The organism is Sphingomonas sp. JUb134, from assembly GCF_004341505.2.
Classification (GTDB): domain Bacteria; phylum Pseudomonadota; class Alphaproteobacteria; order Sphingomonadales; family Sphingomonadaceae; genus Sphingomonas.
Genome location: NZ_SLYP02000002.1, coordinates 118,158 through 136,599 on the forward strand (window position 1 = coordinate 118,158; position 18,442 = coordinate 136,599).

Genomic DNA, 18,442 nt, shown 5'->3' on the forward strand with positions numbered 1-18,442 from the left:
TTTTCGCAAAACGTCGACGACAAACGGTCGAACAGGCACAACACTGACGACCAAATTTGCCTGTCGCGGGGGCAATCGGTTCGCACGCGCGTTATCGAACGCATACCTGAGAAAAGCGGGAGGGGGTTTGTTCGACGTCGTTGCTACGGTGCTTCAGGCGCATCAGCCGGTGATCGGCTTGGTGTTCATCGTGGCGCTGTTCGCCGCTTTTGCCAGCGAACGCTTTCCGCCGGTCACGATCGCGATCGTCGGCGCCGGTGCTATGATCGTCTTCGGTTGGCTGACGCCTTCGCTGGTCACGGCCGCCTTCGCCAATTCGGCACCGATCACGATCGCCGCTTTCTTCGTCTTGTCGGGTGCGCTCGTCCGCACCGGTACGATCGAGGCGCTTGCCAGTATCGTCGTCCGCCGAGCGGCCGCGGCACCGAGGCGGACCGTAGCGGAAATGCTCACCGGCGCTGCGACTGCACCCGCCTTCATCAATAACACGCCAGTCGTGATCGTCCTTATCCCGTTGGTGCGCCGACTGGCGAAGACCGTGGGCATACCGGCGACCCGGCTGCTGATCCCGCTGTCCTATCTCTCGATCCTGGGGGGCACGCTGACGCTGATCGGCACCTCGACCAACCTGCTGGTCGACGGTGTCGCTCGCGCGAACGGGCAGGCGGCGTTCGGCATCTTCGAGATCACCGGCGTCGGCCTCGTCGCGATGGCAGCCGGCATCGCCACCATGCTGGTGCTCGGCCCCAAGCTGCTGCCCTCACGGCCGGACAACGACATCGCGGATCGTCACCAGCTCCGCTACCTGACCGAATTGACGCTGTCGGACAATGAAGCGGCCAAGTGCCCGACCGTTGCCGACCTGGCCTTCCTCAAGCGTGACGCCGTCCGCCTGGTCGCGATCAGGCGCGGCAGCGAATTGCTGCGCGAGCCGGCCCCCGACCTACGGATCAATCGCGGCGACCGCCTGGTGGTGGCCAGTTCGGCTGACGAACTGGATGGGCTTGCCCGAAGCCAGGGCGTGATCGTCGGCCTCCAGAATGTCGGTCGCCCCATCCGCCTTGCCGATAACGAGCGCGCCGACGACGTGCGGCTGATCGGCCTCACGATCGCGCCATCCCACCCCGCACTGGGGCGCGAACTGCGCGACATCCCGTTCCTGTCCAATCTGCCTGCCCGCGTGCTCGGGATCGGTCGCGCGCGGCATCTGCCCGGCCCCGATCTCGGCAGCGTACGCCTGCGCGCAGCCGACAGCCTGCTCGTCGCGGCCGATGCCGGAGCGATCGCGGCGCTGCACGAAAACACGAACCTCATCGCCGAAGACACCAGCCACGTTCGCCGCTTTCGCCGGCGTCGTGCTCCGATCGCGATCGGAACGCTTGCGGGCGTCATTGCTCTCGCTGCTTTGGGCGTGATGCCGGTCGTGCTCCTCGCCCTGATCGGGGTAGGTATCGTCCTCATAACCGGCTGCATCGATCCTGAAGAGGCGTGGCGGTCGGTCGACGGCAGCGTTCTCGTCCTCATCTTCGCGATGCTCGGCATCGGCAGCGGGCTGGAGGCGATCGGCACGGTGCAGCTCGTGGTCGACACGATCGCGCCGTGGATCGGCGGACTGTCGCCGCTGATGCTGATCCTGGTCTTGTATTTCCTGACGTCGTTGCTGACCGAGACGGTCACCAACAATGCCGTCGCCGTCATCATGACGCCGGTCGCGATCGGAATCGCGCAGGCGACCGGCAACGATCCCCGCGCACTGATCGTCGCGGTCATGTTCGCGGCATCCGCCAGCTTCGCCACGCCGATCGGCTATCAGACCAACACCATGGTCTATGCAGCAGCCGACTACCGCTTCTCCGACTTCGTGAAGATCGGCCTGCCGATGAATATCGTCGTCGGGGTGGCAACCTGTGTGGCGATCACGTGGCTGTTCCCATGAACGTAACCATATCGCTTGCGGAACAACGGTTTTGACATCCCGTTCTTCAACAATGCAGTCCGTCACGCCCCCGCCGGCGAAAAATCCGCTCGACCTCATCACGGCAAAGCTCCACGTCGCCTCGAACGACTTTTTCCTGCAGTTGCCGAACATCATCGGCGGGATCGTCTTCGTCATTGTCGCTTGGTTTGCCGGTAAACTCATCGCCAACGGGGTGCGACGAGCTTTCCATCACAAGGGGCTGATCGATCTTGGCGGCGTTCTCGCGTCGCTGACCTTCGGTCTGGTCGTTGCAGCGGCTGTCCTGATCGCCTGCGTTATCGTATTCCCGAGCGTAAAGCCCGCGACGATCATCTCCAGCCTCGGTATCGGTTCGGTCGCGATCGGCTTCGCGTTCAAGGACATCCTCCAGAATTTGCTGGCCGGCATCCTGCTGCTCATCAACCGTCCCTATCGGCGCGGCGACCAGATCGTGGTCAAGGATTTCGAGGGCACCGTCGAGCACATTCAGAGTCGCGCGACCCTCATCAAAACCTATGACGGTCGCCGGGTTATTATCCCCAATTCCGACGTCTACACCTCGCCTGTCATGGTCAACACGGCGTTCCCGGTGCGACGTGACCAGTTCGACATTGGCATCGGCTATGGCGACAAACCCGATCGGGCAATGACCGTTTTCGCCGAAGCGATCGCGAACGTAGAAGGCGTCGAGGCGGACCCAGCGCCGGAAGTGCTGCCTTGGGGATTGGATGCCAGCTCGGTGACGCTGCGCGCGCGCTGGTGGTCGGAATCCAAGCGCACCAACATCGTTCATCTGCGCGCGCGGGTCATTCTCGCGATCTGGCAGGCCGCGGCGGACAACGGCATCGACCTGCCGTTCCCGACGCAGCAGATCCTCTTCCACGACCAGACCGAGGAAACCGATGGCGACCGGACGCGGCAGCGGGAAGGCTGGCCCGCCGGTGCCAATCCGCCCCGCCCGCGGCGTAGCGAGCGCCAGCACGATGATGATCGAACGGCGGATCAGGCATAGGTGAATGGCATGAGCGATGTAGCACCTGCGCGGACCGACCTCAGCACCCGGTTGGCCCGCCTGGCGCTCTATCGATGGTGGCGGCGCGCGATCGTCGGCCGCGTCGATCATGAAGCCGTCATTGCCCGTATCGTCGAGGAAAGTGGCTGGAGTCCGCGCTTCGCCTTCATGACGCCGAGAGCCTGAAGGACACGATCGGGCGCGTGCTGCCCTATTGGGAGGCAAGGATCGCGCCGGAGCTCAAGGCCGGCAGAAGAGTCGTGATCTCGGCGCACGGCAATTCGCTGCGCGCGCTGGTGAAGCATCTGTCTGGCATCCCGGACGATGAGATCCCCACGATCGAGATCCCGACGGGTGAGCCGATCGTGTATGAGCTCGCGCACGATCTTACGGCAACAGACCGCTATTATCTGTACGAGCGGTAGGGCGACTACTGAAATGCCACTCGGAGCCCGCCTGTCGCGTGGAGCCCAGCGCGGTAGCCGATCCAAGTCAGCGCAGCTTGGGGCGCTCCGAACCCTTCGCGGAAAAAGGTGCCGGCCTTGTCCCGCCTCCCTTTCTGACCGGAGTTCGTTCGCTCCATTTATCGACCCAATGCGTGCCATTGCCGGCCATCGCGGGCGATCAGTGCGTCGGCGGCGCGAGGTCCGGAAGTGCCTGGCGTATATTCCTCCAGCACCCCCTCGCCCCGAGCCCAGGCGTCCAGGATCGGCTGCACAACGGCCCATCCCGCCTCGATCTGGTCGGCACGCTGGAAGAGCGTCTGATCGCCCATCATCATGTCATACAGGAGGGTTTCGTACCCCGTCCGGTGCGCGACGGCGAACTTCTCTGCATAAGCAAAATCGAGCGCTACGGGGACCGCCTCCACTTGCGGACCCGGCCGTTTGACCAGGAAACCAAGGTCGATCCCTTCGTGCGGCTGGATCTGGAATATGAGCTGATTGGCCGGGAGATGAGCGACCGGGGTCTCCCGAAACGTCGCATATGGCACGGGCTTGAAGGTGACCACGATCTCGGTGTCCCGTGCGGCGAGCGCCTTCCCCGTGCGCAGATAGAAGGGCACGCCGGTCCAGCGCCAGGTGTCGACCATGAGCTTGAGCGCCACATAAGTTTCGGTGGCGGTGTTCGGGTCCACGTGCGGCGTCTCGCGATAGGCGGGGATCATCTGGCCGTTGACCTGGCCGGCTGCGTACATGCCCCGCACCGCGTCGCTTCGCGCCTCATCCGGGGTAATGCGACGGACGGCCCGAAGCAGCTTTGCCTTTTCGTCGCGGATGACCTCGGCGTCGAAGCTGTTTGGCGGCTCCATTGCGATCATCGACAAAAGCTGCATCAGGTGGTTGGGAACCATGTCCCGGAGCGCACCGGTTGTGTCGTAGAACGCCCCGCGGGTGCCGATGCCGATCGCTTCGGCGGCTGAAATCTGGATGTGGTCCACGTAGCGGTGGTTCCATACCGCCTCCAGCCAGGCGTTGCCGAACCGCGCGACCAGGATGTTCTGGACGGTTTCCTTCCCCAGGAAGTGATCGATCCGGTAAACTTGGCTCTCGTTCACTCGCGACAGGATCCGCTGGTTGAGAGCCCGTGCGGATTCGAGGTCGTGACCGAAGGGCTTCTCGATCACCACCCGCCGAAAGCCGCCGTCATGTTCCTCCGTGAGGCCGGCGTCGGCGAGCCTGTCCACGATGACCCCGAAGAACTGCGGCGGCGTGGCCAGATAAAATGCCGCGTCGTCCTCGCCCAGCCGCTGCTTGAGCCTTTCGTAGACAGTCCCAAGCGTGAAGTCGCCGGGGAGGTAGCTGGTCCGCTGGCGCAATCGTTGCCAGCACTGTGTCTGCGGCGCGAACTCATCGAGGCTCACGCGCAGACTTTCATCATCGCCATCCCGAAGGGCTATGCCGATGACGTTGAGCTCTTCGCTCAAGAGTCCGTCGAAGCAGAGGTTGGCCAGCGCCGGAACCAGCAGCCTGCGGGTGAGGTCTCCTGTCGCGCCGAAGATGACGATCGTCGCCGGGCGCCCCGGCACGGTCACTCCATTCACTGCGGGATCTCGACATGCCCGCCGAACCCGAAGCGCATCGCGGAAAGCACCTGGTCGGCGAAGGTGTGCTCGACCCGGCTCCGATACCGGGCAAACAGCGCAGCGGTAAGGACCACAGCGGGAACCGCCTCTTCCATGGCCGCCTCGACGGTCCAGCGCCCCTCGCCCGAATCCGCAACCCGCCCGGAGAACTGCGAGAGCATCTGATCCTTGGCGAGCGCCGCCGCAGTGAGGTCCAGAAGCCAAGAGGATATGACAGAGCCGCGCCGCCACACCTCGGCGATGTCGGTGAGATTGAGAACGTAGCGCTCATCCTCGGGAAGCTTGCTGGACTGCTTCGACTTCAGAATGTCGAAGCCTTCGGCATATGCCTGCATCAGGCCGTATTCGATGCCGTTGTGCACCATCTTGACGAAGTGACCCGCGCCGGCGGGCCCGGCGTGGATATAGCCCTTCTCCGCGCGCGCATCCTCTCCCTCATGCTCCATCCGGTTCGGCGTCCGCGGAATGGTGCCGATGCCCGGCGCGAGCGCGTCGAAGATCGGATCGAGATGGTCGACGGCCTCCTTCGGTCCGCCGATCATCATGCAATAGCCGCGCTCGAGGCCCCACACGCCTCCCGAGGTACCGACATCAATATAGTGGATGCCCTTGTCGGCCAGCAGCTTCGCCCGGCGAATATCGTCCTTGTAGAAGCTGTTGCCGCCATCGATGACGACGTCGCCAGGTTCGGCGATCGTGCGGAGGATCTGGATCGTCTTCTCGGTCGGCTCGCCCGCGGGCAGCATGACCCAGAAGACTGCCTCCGTGCCCAGCTTCTTCTTGATTTCCTCAAGCGAGTCAGCCGGCTCGAATCCTTCAAGCTCGAGTTCCGCCACCGCCTCAGGATTGCGGTCGAAGACCACTGGCTGATGTCCGGAGCGTTGAAGCCGACGGGCGATGTTGCCTCCCATCCGGCCGAGGCCGATCATTCCGATCCGCATATTTCCAGGCTCCCGCTCAATTCCGGAGTGCTTCGTCGAGCAATTCTTCAAGGTCGCTCAGACTGGCGCTTTGGAGGTGGACCCGCAGGACGCGCTGGCCCCGGCTGGCGAGCACGTCGAGATCGCCTCGCGCTTGGGCGAGCTGGACCGTGCCGAAGCTGGCTTTACGTCCTGGGATCGGGACGTCGGGATCGGGCGTGCGGGTGATCTCGAGAAACACTCCCGAGCGCGGCCCTCCCTTGTACGCCTGACCAGTCGAGTGGAGGAAACGCGGCCCGAAGCCCGCGGCGGTGGCGACGTGTCGCGCCTTCACGACCCGTTCGCGCATGCGTGCGACGAGAGCCTCGTTCGCCGGGTTGCGTTCGACGTAAAGAAGGAACCCTACATAATCGCCGGGGCCGGGACGCGCTAAATGGGTGCGCAGGATCTGGACCGCGTTGTCGCCGGAATGGCCTCGGTCGGCGGGCCCGAAGAAGGCCACCCTGCCATCCTCGAAAAATGGGGTCTCGGGCGCCAGGCTGCCGGTGGCTTCGTAGGCGTCGATCAGCACCCGCGTCCTGATCTTGGCATCCTCGACGTCGGGCTGGTCGAAAGGGTCGATCCCGATCACCGCGCCGGCTACCGCGGTAGCGATCTCCCAGCGAAAGAACTCCTGCCCGATCATCTCCTTTGACGAGAGCGCTATCCGCACGACCGGCTGGCCGGCGGTAACGAGCGCATCGGCATGGGCGTCGAGCCTGGCGTGATCGTCGCCCGTGAGCGACAGCAGTACGAAGAGGCGGTCCGATCCATAGTGCGCCGGCGGTACCGGCGGTTCCAGGTCGACGGGAACGATGCCCCTGCCCTGCTTGCCGGTGGACTCGGCCAACAGCTGTTCGAGCCACGCTCCGAATGCCCGAAGCGCGGGCGAGGTCAGCACCGTCACCTTGTCGCGCCCGCGGTTCGCCGCTTCCCCCAGGATCGCACCGAGCCGCACGCCAGGATTGAAGGCGGGCGGCGCGTCGGGCGCGCAGCTCTGCACCATCGGCGCAACCCTGGTGAAGAACTCGGCCACGTCCATGCCCATCACGGCCGCGGGCACCATCCCGAAGACGCTGAGAACCGAATAGCGGCCGCCAATCGTTGGATCGCCCAGGAAGACGCCCGCGTAGCCATGATCGTGCGCGATCTTTGCCAGGCGCGATCCCGGGTCGGTGATGGCGATGAAGCGACTGCCGTCCTGGCCCGCCAGATTCCAGAAATAGGCGCGCAGCAGTTCCGGCTCCATCGTCGAGCCCGACTTGGAGGCAACGATGAACAGCGTGTGCTCGGGGTCGATGGCCGCCGCCACTGCGGCGATTTGCTTCGGATCGGTGGTATCGAGCACATGGATCATCGGGCTGCCGCTCCGCGGCCCCACGATCTCGGCCAAGACCTCCGGGCCGAGGCTCGACCCGCCCATGCCGAGGAGCACCGCGGACCGATACTGGGCTGCCTGAGCGCCGAGAGCTTTCAATGCCTCGGGGTCGATCTGCTCGCCCTTACCTGCGGCAAGCCACCCGAGCCACTTGGCTTCCTCGCCGCCGGTCCATAGCGTGGCATCGCCTGCCCATAGCCGTCTGGACCAGCTTTCCTGACGCATTCGCTCGAGCCGCGCCTCTACCGCCTCGTCGAGCTCCCGCGGCAGTGCCTCGTGCATGCTGTTCAGCCCGTCTCCGACAATGGCGGAGCGCCTGGCAGCAACGGCACCAAGGAGCGCATCGGCTGCGTCGGCGAACTGCTTCACGCCGTCTCGCACGAGCTCGTCCGCGACCGCTGGCAAGTCGAGCCCGAGACGGTCTACCTCGCGGAGAATCCGACGCGCGCTTTCCACTTCGGCGGTCAGGGACGGCGCGAGCGTGCCATGATCACGGAAGGCGTCCATCGTCTTGGGCGGCAACGTGTTGACGGTTTCAGGCCCGATCAGGTTGTCTACGTAAAAGGTGTCGGGGTAGCTCGGATCCTTGGTGCCGGTGGAGGCCCAGAGGAGCCTCTGCGGCATCGCCCTGCGCTCCACGAGCGCCTGCCAGCGTTCCGAAGCTACCAAGCCGAGATACCATTGATAGGCGAGCTTGGCGTTGGCGATGGCGACCTGTCCGCGCAGTCCCGTAAGCGCCTCGGCCTCCGCGTCAGCGCTTTTCAGGCGTTCGGCAATTTTCCTGTCGATCGCGGCATCGATCCGACTGACGAAGAAGCTCGCCACGCTTGCGATACGGTCGATCGGCTGGCCTTGGGCGAGCCGTGCTTCCAACCCCTCCACGAAGGCCATCGCAACCGCGGCATAGCTCTGCTGGCCGAACAGCAGCGTCACGTTGATGTTAATGCCATCTTCGATCAGCTGGCGGATGGCAGGGACACCCGCCTGGGTACCGGGCACTTTGATCATCAGGTTGGGACGGTCGATCTGTCGCCACAGCCGCTGTGCTTCCGCGACCGTCTCATCAGTGCTCTCAGCGAGATAGGGGGAGACCTCGAGACTGACGTAGCCGTCCCTCCCGTTCAGCCGGTCATAGACCGGCTGCAGCGTGTCGGCCGCGTCTTGGATGTCCTGAACCGCGAGCGCCTCATAGGCTTGGGTGATGCTCGTGCCGGGCCGGCTCTGGAGAAGAGCCAGGAGTTGCGCGTCGTAGGCATCGCCATGCGCGATCGCCTTCTCGAAGATGGATGGATTGGAGGTCACGCCGGTGACGCCGTCTTCCTCGACGAGCCTTTGCAGCCCACCTTCCTTGAGGAAGCGGCGGTCGACAAAGTCCAACCAGGGCGCCTGGCCAAAATCGTGCAGCTTCCTGACCCGGCTCGCCATCGTCACGCCTCCTGCAAGATCATCGAGCGCGCTGCCTCGACCACATGGTCGACGGTGAAGCCGAACTTCTCCTGGAGTTTAGCAAGCGGGGCAGACGCCCCGAACGTCGACATCGTGATTGTTCGACCGCGAGCACCGACATAGCGGTCCCACCCGATCGCGCCGCCCTGCTCCACCGCCAGGCGCGCCTCTATGCCGGGGGTTAGGACCGACTCCTTGTAGGCGTCGTCCTGCTCCTCGAAGCGGGACCAGCTCGGCATCGACACGACGCGTGCGCGTACGCCCTCCGCTGCCAGCTTCTCATAGGCGCCGACCACAAGGCTCAGCTCGCTCCCGGTGCCGATCAGGATGAGCTCCGGATCATCGGCGCCGGCAAGGATGTACGCGCCCCTCGCGACCCCGGCGGCGGCGGCATAGCGGCTCCGGTCGAGGGTCGGCAGCGCTTGGCGCGAGAGGATCAGCGCGCTCGGCCGACGGGTCTGGCGGACGGCAAGTTTCCACGCCTCGGCCGCCTCATTCGCATCGCCCGGGCGGATGGTGTCGAGCCCGGGCATCGCGCGCAGTGTCGCCAGATGCTCGATCGGCTGGTGGGTCGGGCCGTCCTCGCCCACCCCGATGGAATCGTGCGTAAAGACAAAGGTGACGGGCAGCTCCATGATCGCCGCAAGCCGGACCGGCGCTCGCATATAGTCGGCGAAGACGAGGAAGGTGGCGGCAAAGGGCTTGATGTAGGACAGCGCCATTCCGTTGGCGATCGCGCCCATCGCATGCTCGCGCACGCCGAAGTGCATTGTGCGCCCGCTAGGATTGTCCGCCTGGAACGAGCCGAATTTCTTTAGGTCGGTCTTGGTGGACGGCGACAGGTCGGCCGATCCGCCCACCAGCCAGGGCACGTTGCTGGCGAGCGCATTCAGCACTTTGCCGGCGGAATCGCGCGAGGCGACGCCCTTGGGATCCGGGTCGAAGCTCGGCAGGCCCGTCTCCCAGCCCGGCGGCGGCGCGCCCTTGCGCATCGCGTCCAGCTCGGCCGCCATGCCGGGATAGGTCTCACGATAGCCGGCGAAGGTCGCCTCCCACTCCTCGCGCAGCGGGCGCCCGCGCGAGGCGATCGCCTCGTTGAAGCGCTTGGCGACGCCGTCGGGCACGTAGAAGGTCTTGTCCTCCGGCCAGCCATACGCCTTCTTGGTGGCGACGATCGCGTCGGCACCAAGCGGTTCGCCGTGAGCCTTCTCGCTGTCCGCCTTGGGGCTGCCCCAGCCGATGATTGAGTGGACGACGACGAAGGTGGGTCGGTCGTCGGTCGCCTTGAAGCTTTCGATTGCGTGCGCGAACGCCTCAGTATCGTTGGCGTCGTCGACGTGGAGCACGTTCCAGCCATAGGACTGGAAGCGCTTGCCCACATCCTCGGTGAAGGCGAGGTCGGTATGGCCCTCGATGCTGATACGGTTCGAATCGTAGATCCAGCAGAGGTTGGAAAGCTTGAGATGTCCGGCGAGACTTGCCGCCTCGCCCGACACGCCCTCCATCATGTCGCCGTCGCCACACAGCACGTAGACGTCATGGTCAAAGAGGGTGAAGCCATCGCGATTGAAGTGCTGGGCGAGCCAGCGTTCGGCGACCGCCATTCCGACGGAATTGCCGCAGCCCTGGCCGAGTGGGCCAGTCGTGGTCTCGACGCCGGTCGTCACCCGATACTCGGGGTGGCCCGGCGTCCTTGAGCCCAACTGGCGAAAGTTCTTGATGTCGTCGAGGCTCACCGCAGGCAAGCCAGTGGCCCTGCCTTCCGCATCGACCTCCTTGATGCCGGCGAGGTGGATAAGCGCGTAGAGAAGCATGGAGGCATGCCCAACCGAGAGCACGAAACGGTCTCGATTGGGCCAGTCGGGCACGTCGGGATCGATCCGCAGGAACTGCGCCCACAGCGTGTGTCCCACTGGCGCCAGCGCCATGGGGGTGCCGGGATGGCCGGACTGCGCCTTCTCGACGGCATCCATGGCGAGCGTACGGATCGTGTTGATGGCTAGACGATCGAGGGCCTCGGACGCGCCGCGTGCGCTGGCGGGCTGGCGCAACATGTTACCTCCCGTGGGGCGTTCGCCAGGTTGAACGCCCCCTTGTGCTTGTGGTGACCAGCCCGCCGCGCGGGAGACGATCGAATGCTGAGCGCTGCCTAGCGCGGGCGCTGGCTCGACCGCCTGGCCTCGTCGAACTTGGGACCAAAGGGATCGAGCAACCCCTTGGCGTATTGCGAGCCGGCGGTCTTACGCTCGAGATCGTCGACCGAGGCGATCAGGTCGGTCATCTCGCTGTCAGTGGCATAGCCCAGCGCCTTGCCGAGCTGGAGCTGCGTGCGGGCCGTTCCCAACAGCTGGCGCATGCGGGCGCTTTCCGCATCGGTCCGCTTCCTTTTCTCGAGCAGGCTGCGCGCGTCCTCGAGCGCGAGCTGCGCGCGAACGAGAGGGAGCGGGATCACGATCTGGTCGATCACGATCGTGCCCAGTGCGGTCTGAAGGACCGCCTTGGCCTCCTGCGGCTTGCCCTGGTGCAGCAGCGCGGCCGCCTGCTTGAGTGCGGCGGGGTAGGTGCCGAGCGGGAGCTTGCTGATGTTCACGACCGTTTCGGAACCCAGGTCGGAGATGAGCTTGCGCGCCAGCTGCAGGCGACCTTGGGCGATCGCGGCGCCCACCTCTCCGCGGATTTTCTCGACGTCGGCCGGGGTTCCGATCACGTCGTGCGTCACGACGCTCACATCGACCGGAGCGAGCGCAAGCGTCGGTGTGCGGGCGAGGACGATCTCGAGCTTGCCGGTCGCGCGCTCCAGCGCCGCGATCGCGTCGTCGTTCTTGTTCTGGTCGATTGCGGTCAACGCGTTCTGCGTCTCGCGCACCGCGGCGACCGCCTCGTCGACGAGCTTGTCCCGCTGCGCCTCGGGTGGATTGGTGGGATTCGACTGCGCTTGGGCTCCGCCCGGCGGAGCCGCTTGAGTCGAAGTCTGCGGCTGCGTTTGCTGACTGGCTGCAGAAGCCTGGGCCGCCGCGGCGCTCGACCACGCCGAAATGGCGAGGGCGCCGAGGGCTGTCGAGATGATTAGGTGTTTCCGCATCGTCCATCCTCCGTTTGTGAGTTAAAGTTCGGATTTCACAACGCGTGCTGCCGAGTACGGCGAAGTGCTTTCGGACGGGACGGCAGTGCTTCGCTGCCCCTTCGAACCGGCAAGTTGTTGCGGCCTATCGTCGTCACTCGGCACCTGCTCTTGTTTGCAAAGCATCGCGCGAGCATTGCTATGGAGACGCCGTCTGCTAGCTGCGCTGACATATCTCAGCCCGGTTTCGGCAATCTCGCCGTGGTCAGGAAGCCGGCGCGCGCCTTGTTTTCGGCGCTGCGAGCTCCCGGGTTCAGCCGGCGACCCGGCCGATTTGCCGCACGGCGTAGATCGCGATCGCACCCGTCAGAGGGATGGAGTCCACGACAGTGTTCGAAATGGCCTAGGCGATGAGAGCGACGCCTGGGCCGGGTCTTTTCCGCGTGGTCAGCGCGCGCTCTCGCCGTGGCAGGAGAGTTTCAATGCCTGATCTTGACGCGCGATCGAAGCGGCGGCTCGTGCCCTTTGCCGTCTTGATGGGCATCCCGAGAATATCAAGTTCGAGGGTAAGCCGATGTGGAGGAGCTATCTCAGCGGCGCCAGAACAGCGGTTGAGGCGGCGCTACCGCACATCCGGTCTGCGGATGATCAAAGCCCATGATCACCGCGGCCCTGGCAGGGTGCGGTCCTGTCAGTGGAAGTCATGGCTGCGGATGGGCAGAACCTCGGCTTCGTCGATCGCGGTTCCGAACGGCGCCGAGGCGAGCGTGCGGGCGCGCGCAAAATGCGGGTCACGCGGATCGGGGCCACCACCGTTCTTCGCCCCGTCGGCATGGCCGGCCGGAAAACGGAAGTCCATCCGGCCAACGGACCTCAGCAACTCGTCGTGGTCCGTGATGCGGTCGCAGATGATGTGGATGACCTCGCCCTCCTTCTGCAGCCGACCGCGCATCGCGATCATCGATGCGGACATCACCGGATGCCGGTAGATGTCGAACCGGTCAGGCCACAGGATGCCGTTGGCGATGCCGGTCTCGTCCTCGATCGTCACGAACAGCACGCCCTTGGCCGAGCCGGGGCGCTGGCGCACGAGGATGACGCCGGCGACCTCGACATTGCGCCCGTCGCGGATAGCGGCGAGATCGGCGCACCGCACGACCTTCATCCTATCGAGCTGGTCGCGCAGGAAGCTGACGGGATGCCCCCGCAACGAAAGCTGGGTCGAGCGATAGTCCTCGACCACCTCGCGGCCGTCGGTCATCGGTCGGAGAGCGACCACGGGCTCCAAGCCCTCCGGCGAGAATTTCGCTTCCCGCTCGTCAGCCGCGGCGAACAACGGTAGCGGTGCCTCGCCGAGACCCTTTACCTTCCATAATCCCTGGCGCCGGTCATGCGCGATGCAGTGGAACGCGTCGGCCTCTGCGAGCCGTTCGATCGCGGCGCGGGGCACACCGGCCCGGCGCCACACCTCCTCGACGCTCTCGAATGGCGCCGGCCCGCGCGCGCCGACAATCGCCGCGCCATGGACATTGGCGAGCCCGCGCACCTGCCGGAACCCGAGCCGCACCGCCCTGTAGCCGCCGCTGCCGTGCTCGAGCGTGCAGTCCCAATGACTGGCGTTGATGGACACCGGCCGGACCTCGACACCATGCTTACGCGCGTCGGCGACGATCTGCGCGGGCGCATAGAACCCCATCGGCTGAGCGTTGAGCAGCGCCGCGCAAAAGACGTCCGGATGATGGTGCTTCATCCAGCAGCTCGCATAGACGATCTTGGCGAAAGAGGCGGCGTGGCTTTCGGGGAAACCGTAGCTGCCGAACCCCTCGATCTGCTTGAATGTCCGCTCGGCGAAGTCCCTGGGATAGCCGCGCTCGACCATTCCGCCGACCAGCTTGTCATAGAAGTGGCTGACGCCACCGGTCAGCTTGAAGGTCGCCATCGCACGGCGTAGTTGATCGGCTTCGGCCGGGGTAAAGCCCGCTCCTACGATGGCGACCTTCATCGCCTGCTCCTGAAACAACGGCACGCCCAGGGTTTTCTCGAGCACGGCGCGCAGCTCGGCCTTCGGATATTCAGGCTTTTCCTTGCCCTCGCGGCGGCGAAGATAGGGATGCACCATGTCGCCCTGGATCGGGCCAGGCCGGACGATGGCGACCTCGATCACGAGATCGTAAAACTCCTTGGGCTTGATCCGCGGCAGCATCGACATTTGCGCACGGCTCTCGATCTGGAAGACGCCGAGCGTGTCGGCCTTCTGAATCATCGCATAGACGTCGGGGTCGTCATCCTGCAGGTCGGCCATACCAATCTCGATGCCCTTGCAGTCCCGCAGCAGATTGAAGGCGCGATTCATGCAGCCCAGCATGCCGAGACCCAGCACGTCGACTTTCATGAACTTCAGCTCGTCGATGTCGTCCTTGTCCCATTCGATGATCTGCCGGTCCTCCATCCGCGCCGGTTCAATCGGCACGAGATCGTCCAGCCGGTCCTGCGTGAGTACGAAGCCGCCTGGATGCTGCGACAGGTGCCGCGGCGTACCGATGAGCTGGCGGGCGAGGAGCAGGGTGAGCTTCAGCCGATGGTCCTCGGCGTTGAGGTTGAGGCTGGCGATCTGCTCGTCGGTGATGCCGTCGACCGACCAGCCCCAGACGAGGCCGGTCAGCAACTTGGTAAGATCGCGAGGGAGCCCCAGTGCCTTGCCGACTTCTGCCACCGCGCCGCGCGTTCGAAAGCGGGTCACGACGGCAGTCAGCGCCGAGCGGTCGCGGCCGTAGGTCTCATAAATCCATTGGATGATCTCTTCGCGGCGCTCGTGCTCGAAATCGACGTCTATATCGGGTGGTTCCTTGCGCTCGCCCGACACGAAACGCTCGAACAGCAGCTCATGCTTGATCGGATCGATCGACGTGATGCCGAGCACGTAGCAGACACAGCTATTGGCGGCCGACCCGCGGCCCTGGCACAGAATGCCGCGGCGGCGGCTTTCCGCAACGATCGAGTTGACGGTCAAGAAATAGGGCGCGTAACCGAGCTGATCGATCAATCGCAGCTCATGGGTAATCTGATCGCGATAACGCTGCGGCACGCCCCCGGGAAATGCGCGGGCGGCCGCCTCCTCGGTCAGAAAGGTCAGCGCCTCCTGAGCGCTACGGCCGGCCATGGCTTGCTCATAAGGATATTGATACTGGATTTCGCCGAGGTCGAATGTGCATTGCGCGGCGATGTCGGCGCTTGCCCGAATGGCATCGGGATATGCGGCAAACCGCCGTTCCATTTCCTGGGGCGACTTTAGGTCACGATCCATGAACCGCTCGCGGCGGAAGCCGAGCGCGTCGATCGTGGTCTTCTCACGGATCGCGGTCATCACGTCCTGCAGCGGCCGCGCCGCCGGTGTGTGGTACAGCACGTCGCCGGTCGCGACGCTGCGCGTGCCGATGCGCCGGGCCAGCTTATCCAGTTCGAACAGGCGCTGGGCATCATCGGGGCGGCGACGCAGTGACAGGGCTAAATAGCCACGCGGCCCGAACGTCTCGTGCAGCTCGGCGAGTTGCCCGGCGGTGGTGTCGTCGGGCACGTCCGGCACAAGTACCGCGATCAGTCCCTCGGCATGCGCGACGACATCGCTCCAGTCGAGAATGCAGCAGCCCTTGCCGCCGCGCGCTTTGCCGACCGAAAGCAGCCGCGTGAGCCGCGGCCACGCCGCCCGATCTGTCGGATAGACCAGCAACGCGCGGCCATCGGTCAGATCGAGCCGCGCTCCGGCAATCATCCGGACGCCGGTCGCTTTCTGGCCGCGCCAGCCGCGCACGACGCCGGGCACGCCGCCCCAATCGGTCAGGCCCAGCGCCTTGTGACCTAGCAGCGCGGCGGCCGAGAACAGCTCCTCCGGCGAAGACGCGCCGCGCAGGAACGAGAAATGGCTCGTGACCTGAAGTTCGACGTAGGTCCCCATCAGCCGAACAGCCCGTGCATGTACCAGCTCAGATCGCCGGTGCTGCCTTCGACGCCATCGCCGCGACGGAACAGCCAAAAGCGTTCGCCGCCCTCAACCTCGACCCGGAAATAGTCGCGGACCGCCCACATTTCCCGCTCGGTTCGCCACCATTCGCCGTGGATGCGCTCGGGGCCATCGCCGGCGACCACGCGATAGGGCTGGCCGCGCCAGACGAACCGGCGCGGCGGATGATCAGGGAGCAGCGCCACGACGCTGGACAGCAGCTCAGGGCGGCGCAGCAGTCGCGCCGGCCGCTTCCACTTTGGCCAGCCCGCCGGGCACGCCAGCGCGGCGGCGCGCAGCGTGGCGCGCTCGGGTACGTCGCTTTCCTGCGCCCCGATGCGGAACAGCGCTCCATCACCAGCGCGGACGGTGAGCTGGTCGACCAGCGGCGCCAGATCGGGAACGCGGGGCTCGGCAAGCCCAGCGCCGAGCGACACGGGCATCAAATCCTCGACCCGCGGCGCCGAGAGCGACATCGCCTCGATACCGAGATCGGGTTCGATCCGCTCGACCCGCATGGCGAGCATCCGCTTGAGATGCTTGGCCTCCCGCGTCGCCTTGGCCGCGCCGAGCCCGATCCGCTGTTCGACTCCATCGACGCGAACGCAGGTGAGAACCGCAGCCCTCAGACCGAGCCCCCGCGCCTGCAGCACGCAGACCAGATCGTCGACGAGGTCACCGATGACCTGCGTGAGCGTTTCGGCCGTGCCGATCGGTTCGAGCAAGCGGCGCTCGACGCGCGGCACCTCAAACGGCATCACCGGCACGATCGGCTCGGCCACCAGCCCGCGCGCTTGGTCGAGTCGGGTGACGGTCTTCATGCCCAGCCGCCGGGCAAGTGGTCCGCGCGCGATCGGATAGAGATCGGCCACCCGCTCCAGCCCGAAGCGTGCCGCAGAAGCCAGGGCGTCGGGCTCAAGCCGCAGCGCCGCCAGCGGCAGGTCGGCAATCGCCTGGGTCTCGGTGCCGGGCGGGAGGATGGTGACGCGTTCGCCGCCGTAGCGTGCGAGCGCATGCGCCGCGCCGGGCGAGCCGGCGATTGCGATGGTCGCTGTAAATCCGAGCCGGTGCAGGAAGCGGAGCAGCCGTCGGCAGAAGCGCTGCTCACCACCGAACAGGTGGGTCGTGCCCGTGAGGTCGAGCCACAGGCCATCGGCTCCGGCGACACTGGCGGTCGGTGTCCAGTGCCCGACCGCATGCAGCGCGAGGCGGTCGAGCACGCCGCGATCGTTCTTGGGCTCAGCGTCGCGCACATCGAGCTCGGCGACGAGCGCGCGGGCGTGCGCGGCTGCCATGCCGGAGCGTAAGCCGAGGTCCAGCGCTTGCGGACAGGCGGCGGTGACGACATCGCGCTGGCCGACACGTTCGACCAGGATGGTCGGCCGCGCCCATGTCCCGATGAGGGCGGCAGCGACGGGCGCATCGCCGCGCGCGCCTTCGTCGGGCGGCATTGCCTTGAACGGATTGTCGGCGGCTTCGCTGCGTCGTCCCATCTCGCGCATGGTCGGCCGCTTGTGCGCCGGGAGTGCACCGCTCTCGCCCTGGCTAGGCTTGTCAGGCAGCGCGCCAATGCGCGGCCAGGTTGCGCCGCCGTGACTGGCGAGCGCCCATCGCGCGCCCGGCCGCCAGCCGCCGCCGCGCGGCACCGAGCAGGCGCCGGGATCGTCGTCGACCGGCGCTCGAGGTATGGGCTTTGATGGGGCCGGCAGCGCCTCAGGCGGCTTGGCTGGCCGCTCCAGCCGTCGCAGTCGCTCTATGGGCAGTTGCGGCAGGTAGAGCGAGGCGACCCTGATCATCACATGCGTCGAGTTCGAGGGAAAAAGGATTGCCGTTCCGCTGGCGGACCAGCTCGACGAACCAGCGGGCGCGGCCGACACCGGGATAGGGCAGCCGCGCCGACGACGCACAGCCGATCCGCCAGCGCGTCATCGCCGACGAGGGCTGATCGAGCGGGCATCGGTCGCGAGTGCGGTGTCGGTGGTAGAGCAGCATCGGCGTCTTGCCGTCCGATGCCGCAAGCTGGAGGCGGCGTGTGGCGGTCTGATCCGCCGCCCTGACTTCGGCGATCACGCAGGCGACCGAGCCATCGCGCAGAGCGTCCTCTGCCATCGCCAGCACCTCGGCATCCTTGCGGCCTTGGGCATAGAGGATGCGATCGGGGCCGAGCCCGACCTGTTCGAGGCCAGGCGCGTACAAGTCGAATTTCGAGAGCGCCCACAGCACGGTGAAGCCGGGTTGCGATGCGAAGCGGGCGGCGATACCCGCTGCGAACAGCGTCGCGGCAGCGTCGTCACTCAGCGACGGCCGCGCCGGCGCGATCTCGTGGAGGCCTGCACCATCGAGGCCGTGATCGGCTAATCGGTCGTCGAGCGCCGCCAGCCCGAACGCCAGCGCCGGCCCGTGCCGGCTCTGGGCGTGCGCAAGCTGTGCGCGAAGCGCAGCGATTTGATCGGCGCGCGGCCGATCGAGAGGTGGCGGTTGGGCAAACATCGGGCAAGCTAATGACTCATTTGTTCGCCCTATGTTCCCCCTCTATCCGATCTTCG

At 65.8% G+C, this 18,442-nt stretch carries 11 protein-coding genes and 1 pseudogene; 4 read left to right on the top strand and 8 right to left on the bottom strand.

Annotated features, from left to right (window positions below; translation table 11 throughout):
* The first annotated feature begins 127 nt into the window (after window positions 1-127).
* From EDF69_RS16855 to EDF69_RS16870, 4 genes and pseudogenes are all read left to right on the top strand, one after another.
* Window positions 128-1,936, top strand: coding sequence for an SLC13 family permease (locus tag EDF69_RS16855; protein WP_116462798.1), 1,809 nt, complete (start codon window positions 128-130; stop codon window positions 1,934-1,936).
* Between the two features lie 52 nt (window positions 1,937-1,988).
* A complete protein-coding gene (locus EDF69_RS16860; protein ID WP_116462799.1) occupies window positions 1,989-2,969 on the top strand; it encodes a mechanosensitive ion channel family protein in 981 nt (326 codons plus the stop codon).
* Between the two features lie 9 nt (window positions 2,970-2,978).
* Entirely contained in the window at window positions 2,979-3,155 is a 177-nt protein-coding gene (locus tag EDF69_RS16865) for a hypothetical protein (protein WP_425336682.1), read from the top strand.
* A pseudogene (locus EDF69_RS16870) lies at window positions 3,140-3,394 on the top strand (2,3-bisphosphoglycerate-dependent phosphoglycerate mutase); the annotation flags it as partial. The gene EDF69_RS16865 and the pseudogene EDF69_RS16870, both read left to right, overlap by 16 nt.
* Before the next feature lie 158 nt (window positions 3,395-3,552).
* On the opposite strand, the gene zwf reads toward EDF69_RS16870, so the two are convergent.
* The 8 genes from zwf to EDF69_RS16910 all read right to left on the bottom strand — a co-directional run bounded on the left by zwf (window position 3,553) and on the right by EDF69_RS16910 (window position 18,386).
* On the bottom strand, window positions 3,553-4,998 hold the full coding sequence (zwf, locus tag EDF69_RS16875) for a glucose-6-phosphate dehydrogenase (protein WP_204991457.1): 1,446 nt from the start codon (window positions 4,996-4,998) through the stop codon (window positions 3,553-3,555).
* A gap of 11 nt (window positions 4,999-5,009) precedes the next feature.
* Entirely contained in the window at window positions 5,010-5,996 is a 987-nt protein-coding gene (gene gnd, locus EDF69_RS16880) for a phosphogluconate dehydrogenase (NAD(+)-dependent, decarboxylating) (RefSeq protein WP_037486173.1), read from the bottom strand.
* 16 nt (window positions 5,997-6,012) lie between these two features.
* Complete coding sequence (locus EDF69_RS16885) at window positions 6,013-8,817, bottom strand: bifunctional transaldolase/phosoglucose isomerase (RefSeq protein ID WP_132884021.1); 2,805 nt, start codon at window positions 8,815-8,817, stop codon at window positions 6,013-6,015.
* Window positions 8,818-8,819: 2 nt separating this feature from the next.
* A complete protein-coding gene (tkt, locus tag EDF69_RS16890) occupies window positions 8,820-10,892 on the bottom strand; it encodes a transketolase (RefSeq protein ID WP_132884020.1) in 2,073 nt (690 codons plus the stop codon).
* A gap of 95 nt (window positions 10,893-10,987) precedes the next feature.
* Entirely contained in the window at window positions 10,988-11,920 is a 933-nt protein-coding gene (locus tag EDF69_RS16895) for a YfdX family protein (RefSeq protein WP_051768283.1), read from the bottom strand.
* A 670-nt stretch (window positions 11,921-12,590) separates the two neighbouring features.
* The gene (locus tag EDF69_RS16900) at window positions 12,591-15,851 is read right to left on the bottom strand and encodes an error-prone DNA polymerase (RefSeq protein ID WP_132884038.1); all 3,261 of its coding nucleotides are present in this window, start codon (window positions 15,849-15,851) and stop codon (window positions 12,591-12,593) included.
* A complete protein-coding gene (locus EDF69_RS16905; RefSeq protein WP_132884019.1) occupies window positions 15,851-17,692 on the bottom strand; it encodes a DUF6504 family protein in 1,842 nt (613 codons plus the stop codon). The genes EDF69_RS16900 and EDF69_RS16905 overlap by 1 nt, the downstream gene beginning before the upstream one ends.
* On the bottom strand, window positions 17,610-18,386 hold the full coding sequence (locus EDF69_RS16910) for an ImuA family protein (protein WP_132884018.1): 777 nt from the start codon (window positions 18,384-18,386) through the stop codon (window positions 17,610-17,612). The genes EDF69_RS16905 and EDF69_RS16910 overlap by 83 nt, the downstream gene beginning before the upstream one ends.
* Between the last annotated feature and the right edge of the window lie 56 nt (window positions 18,387-18,442).

Excerpts from the sequence above, each read along its gene's own strand:
- EDF69_RS16860 (WP_116462799.1), top strand. The coding sequence starts at position 1,989 with ATGCAGTCCGTCACGCCCCCGCCGGCGAAAAATCCGCTCGACCTCATC.
- EDF69_RS16865 (WP_425336682.1), top strand. The coding sequence starts at position 2,979 with ATGAGCGATGTAGCACCTGCGCGGACCGACCTCAGCACCCGGTTGGCC.
- gnd (WP_037486173.1), bottom strand. The coding sequence starts at position 5,996 with ATGCGGATCGGAATGATCGGCCTCGGCCGGATGGGAGGCAACATCGCC.
- EDF69_RS16885 (WP_132884021.1), bottom strand. The coding sequence starts at position 8,817 with ATGGCGAGCCGGGTCAGGAAGCTGCACGATTTTGGCCAGGCGCCCTGG.
- tkt (WP_132884020.1), bottom strand. The coding sequence starts at position 10,892 with ATGTTGCGCCAGCCCGCCAGCGCACGCGGCGCGTCCGAGGCCCTCGAT.
- EDF69_RS16895 (WP_051768283.1), bottom strand. The coding sequence starts at position 11,920 with ATGCGGAAACACCTAATCATCTCGACAGCCCTCGGCGCCCTCGCCATT.
- EDF69_RS16900 (WP_132884038.1), bottom strand. The coding sequence starts at position 15,851 with ATGGGGACCTACGTCGAACTTCAGGTCACGAGCCATTTCTCGTTCCTG.
- EDF69_RS16905 (WP_132884019.1), bottom strand. The coding sequence starts at position 17,692 with ATGATCAGGGTCGCCTCGCTCTACCTGCCGCAACTGCCCATAGAGCGA.
- EDF69_RS16910 (WP_132884018.1), bottom strand. The coding sequence starts at position 18,386 with ATGTTTGCCCAACCGCCACCTCTCGATCGGCCGCGCGCCGATCAAATC.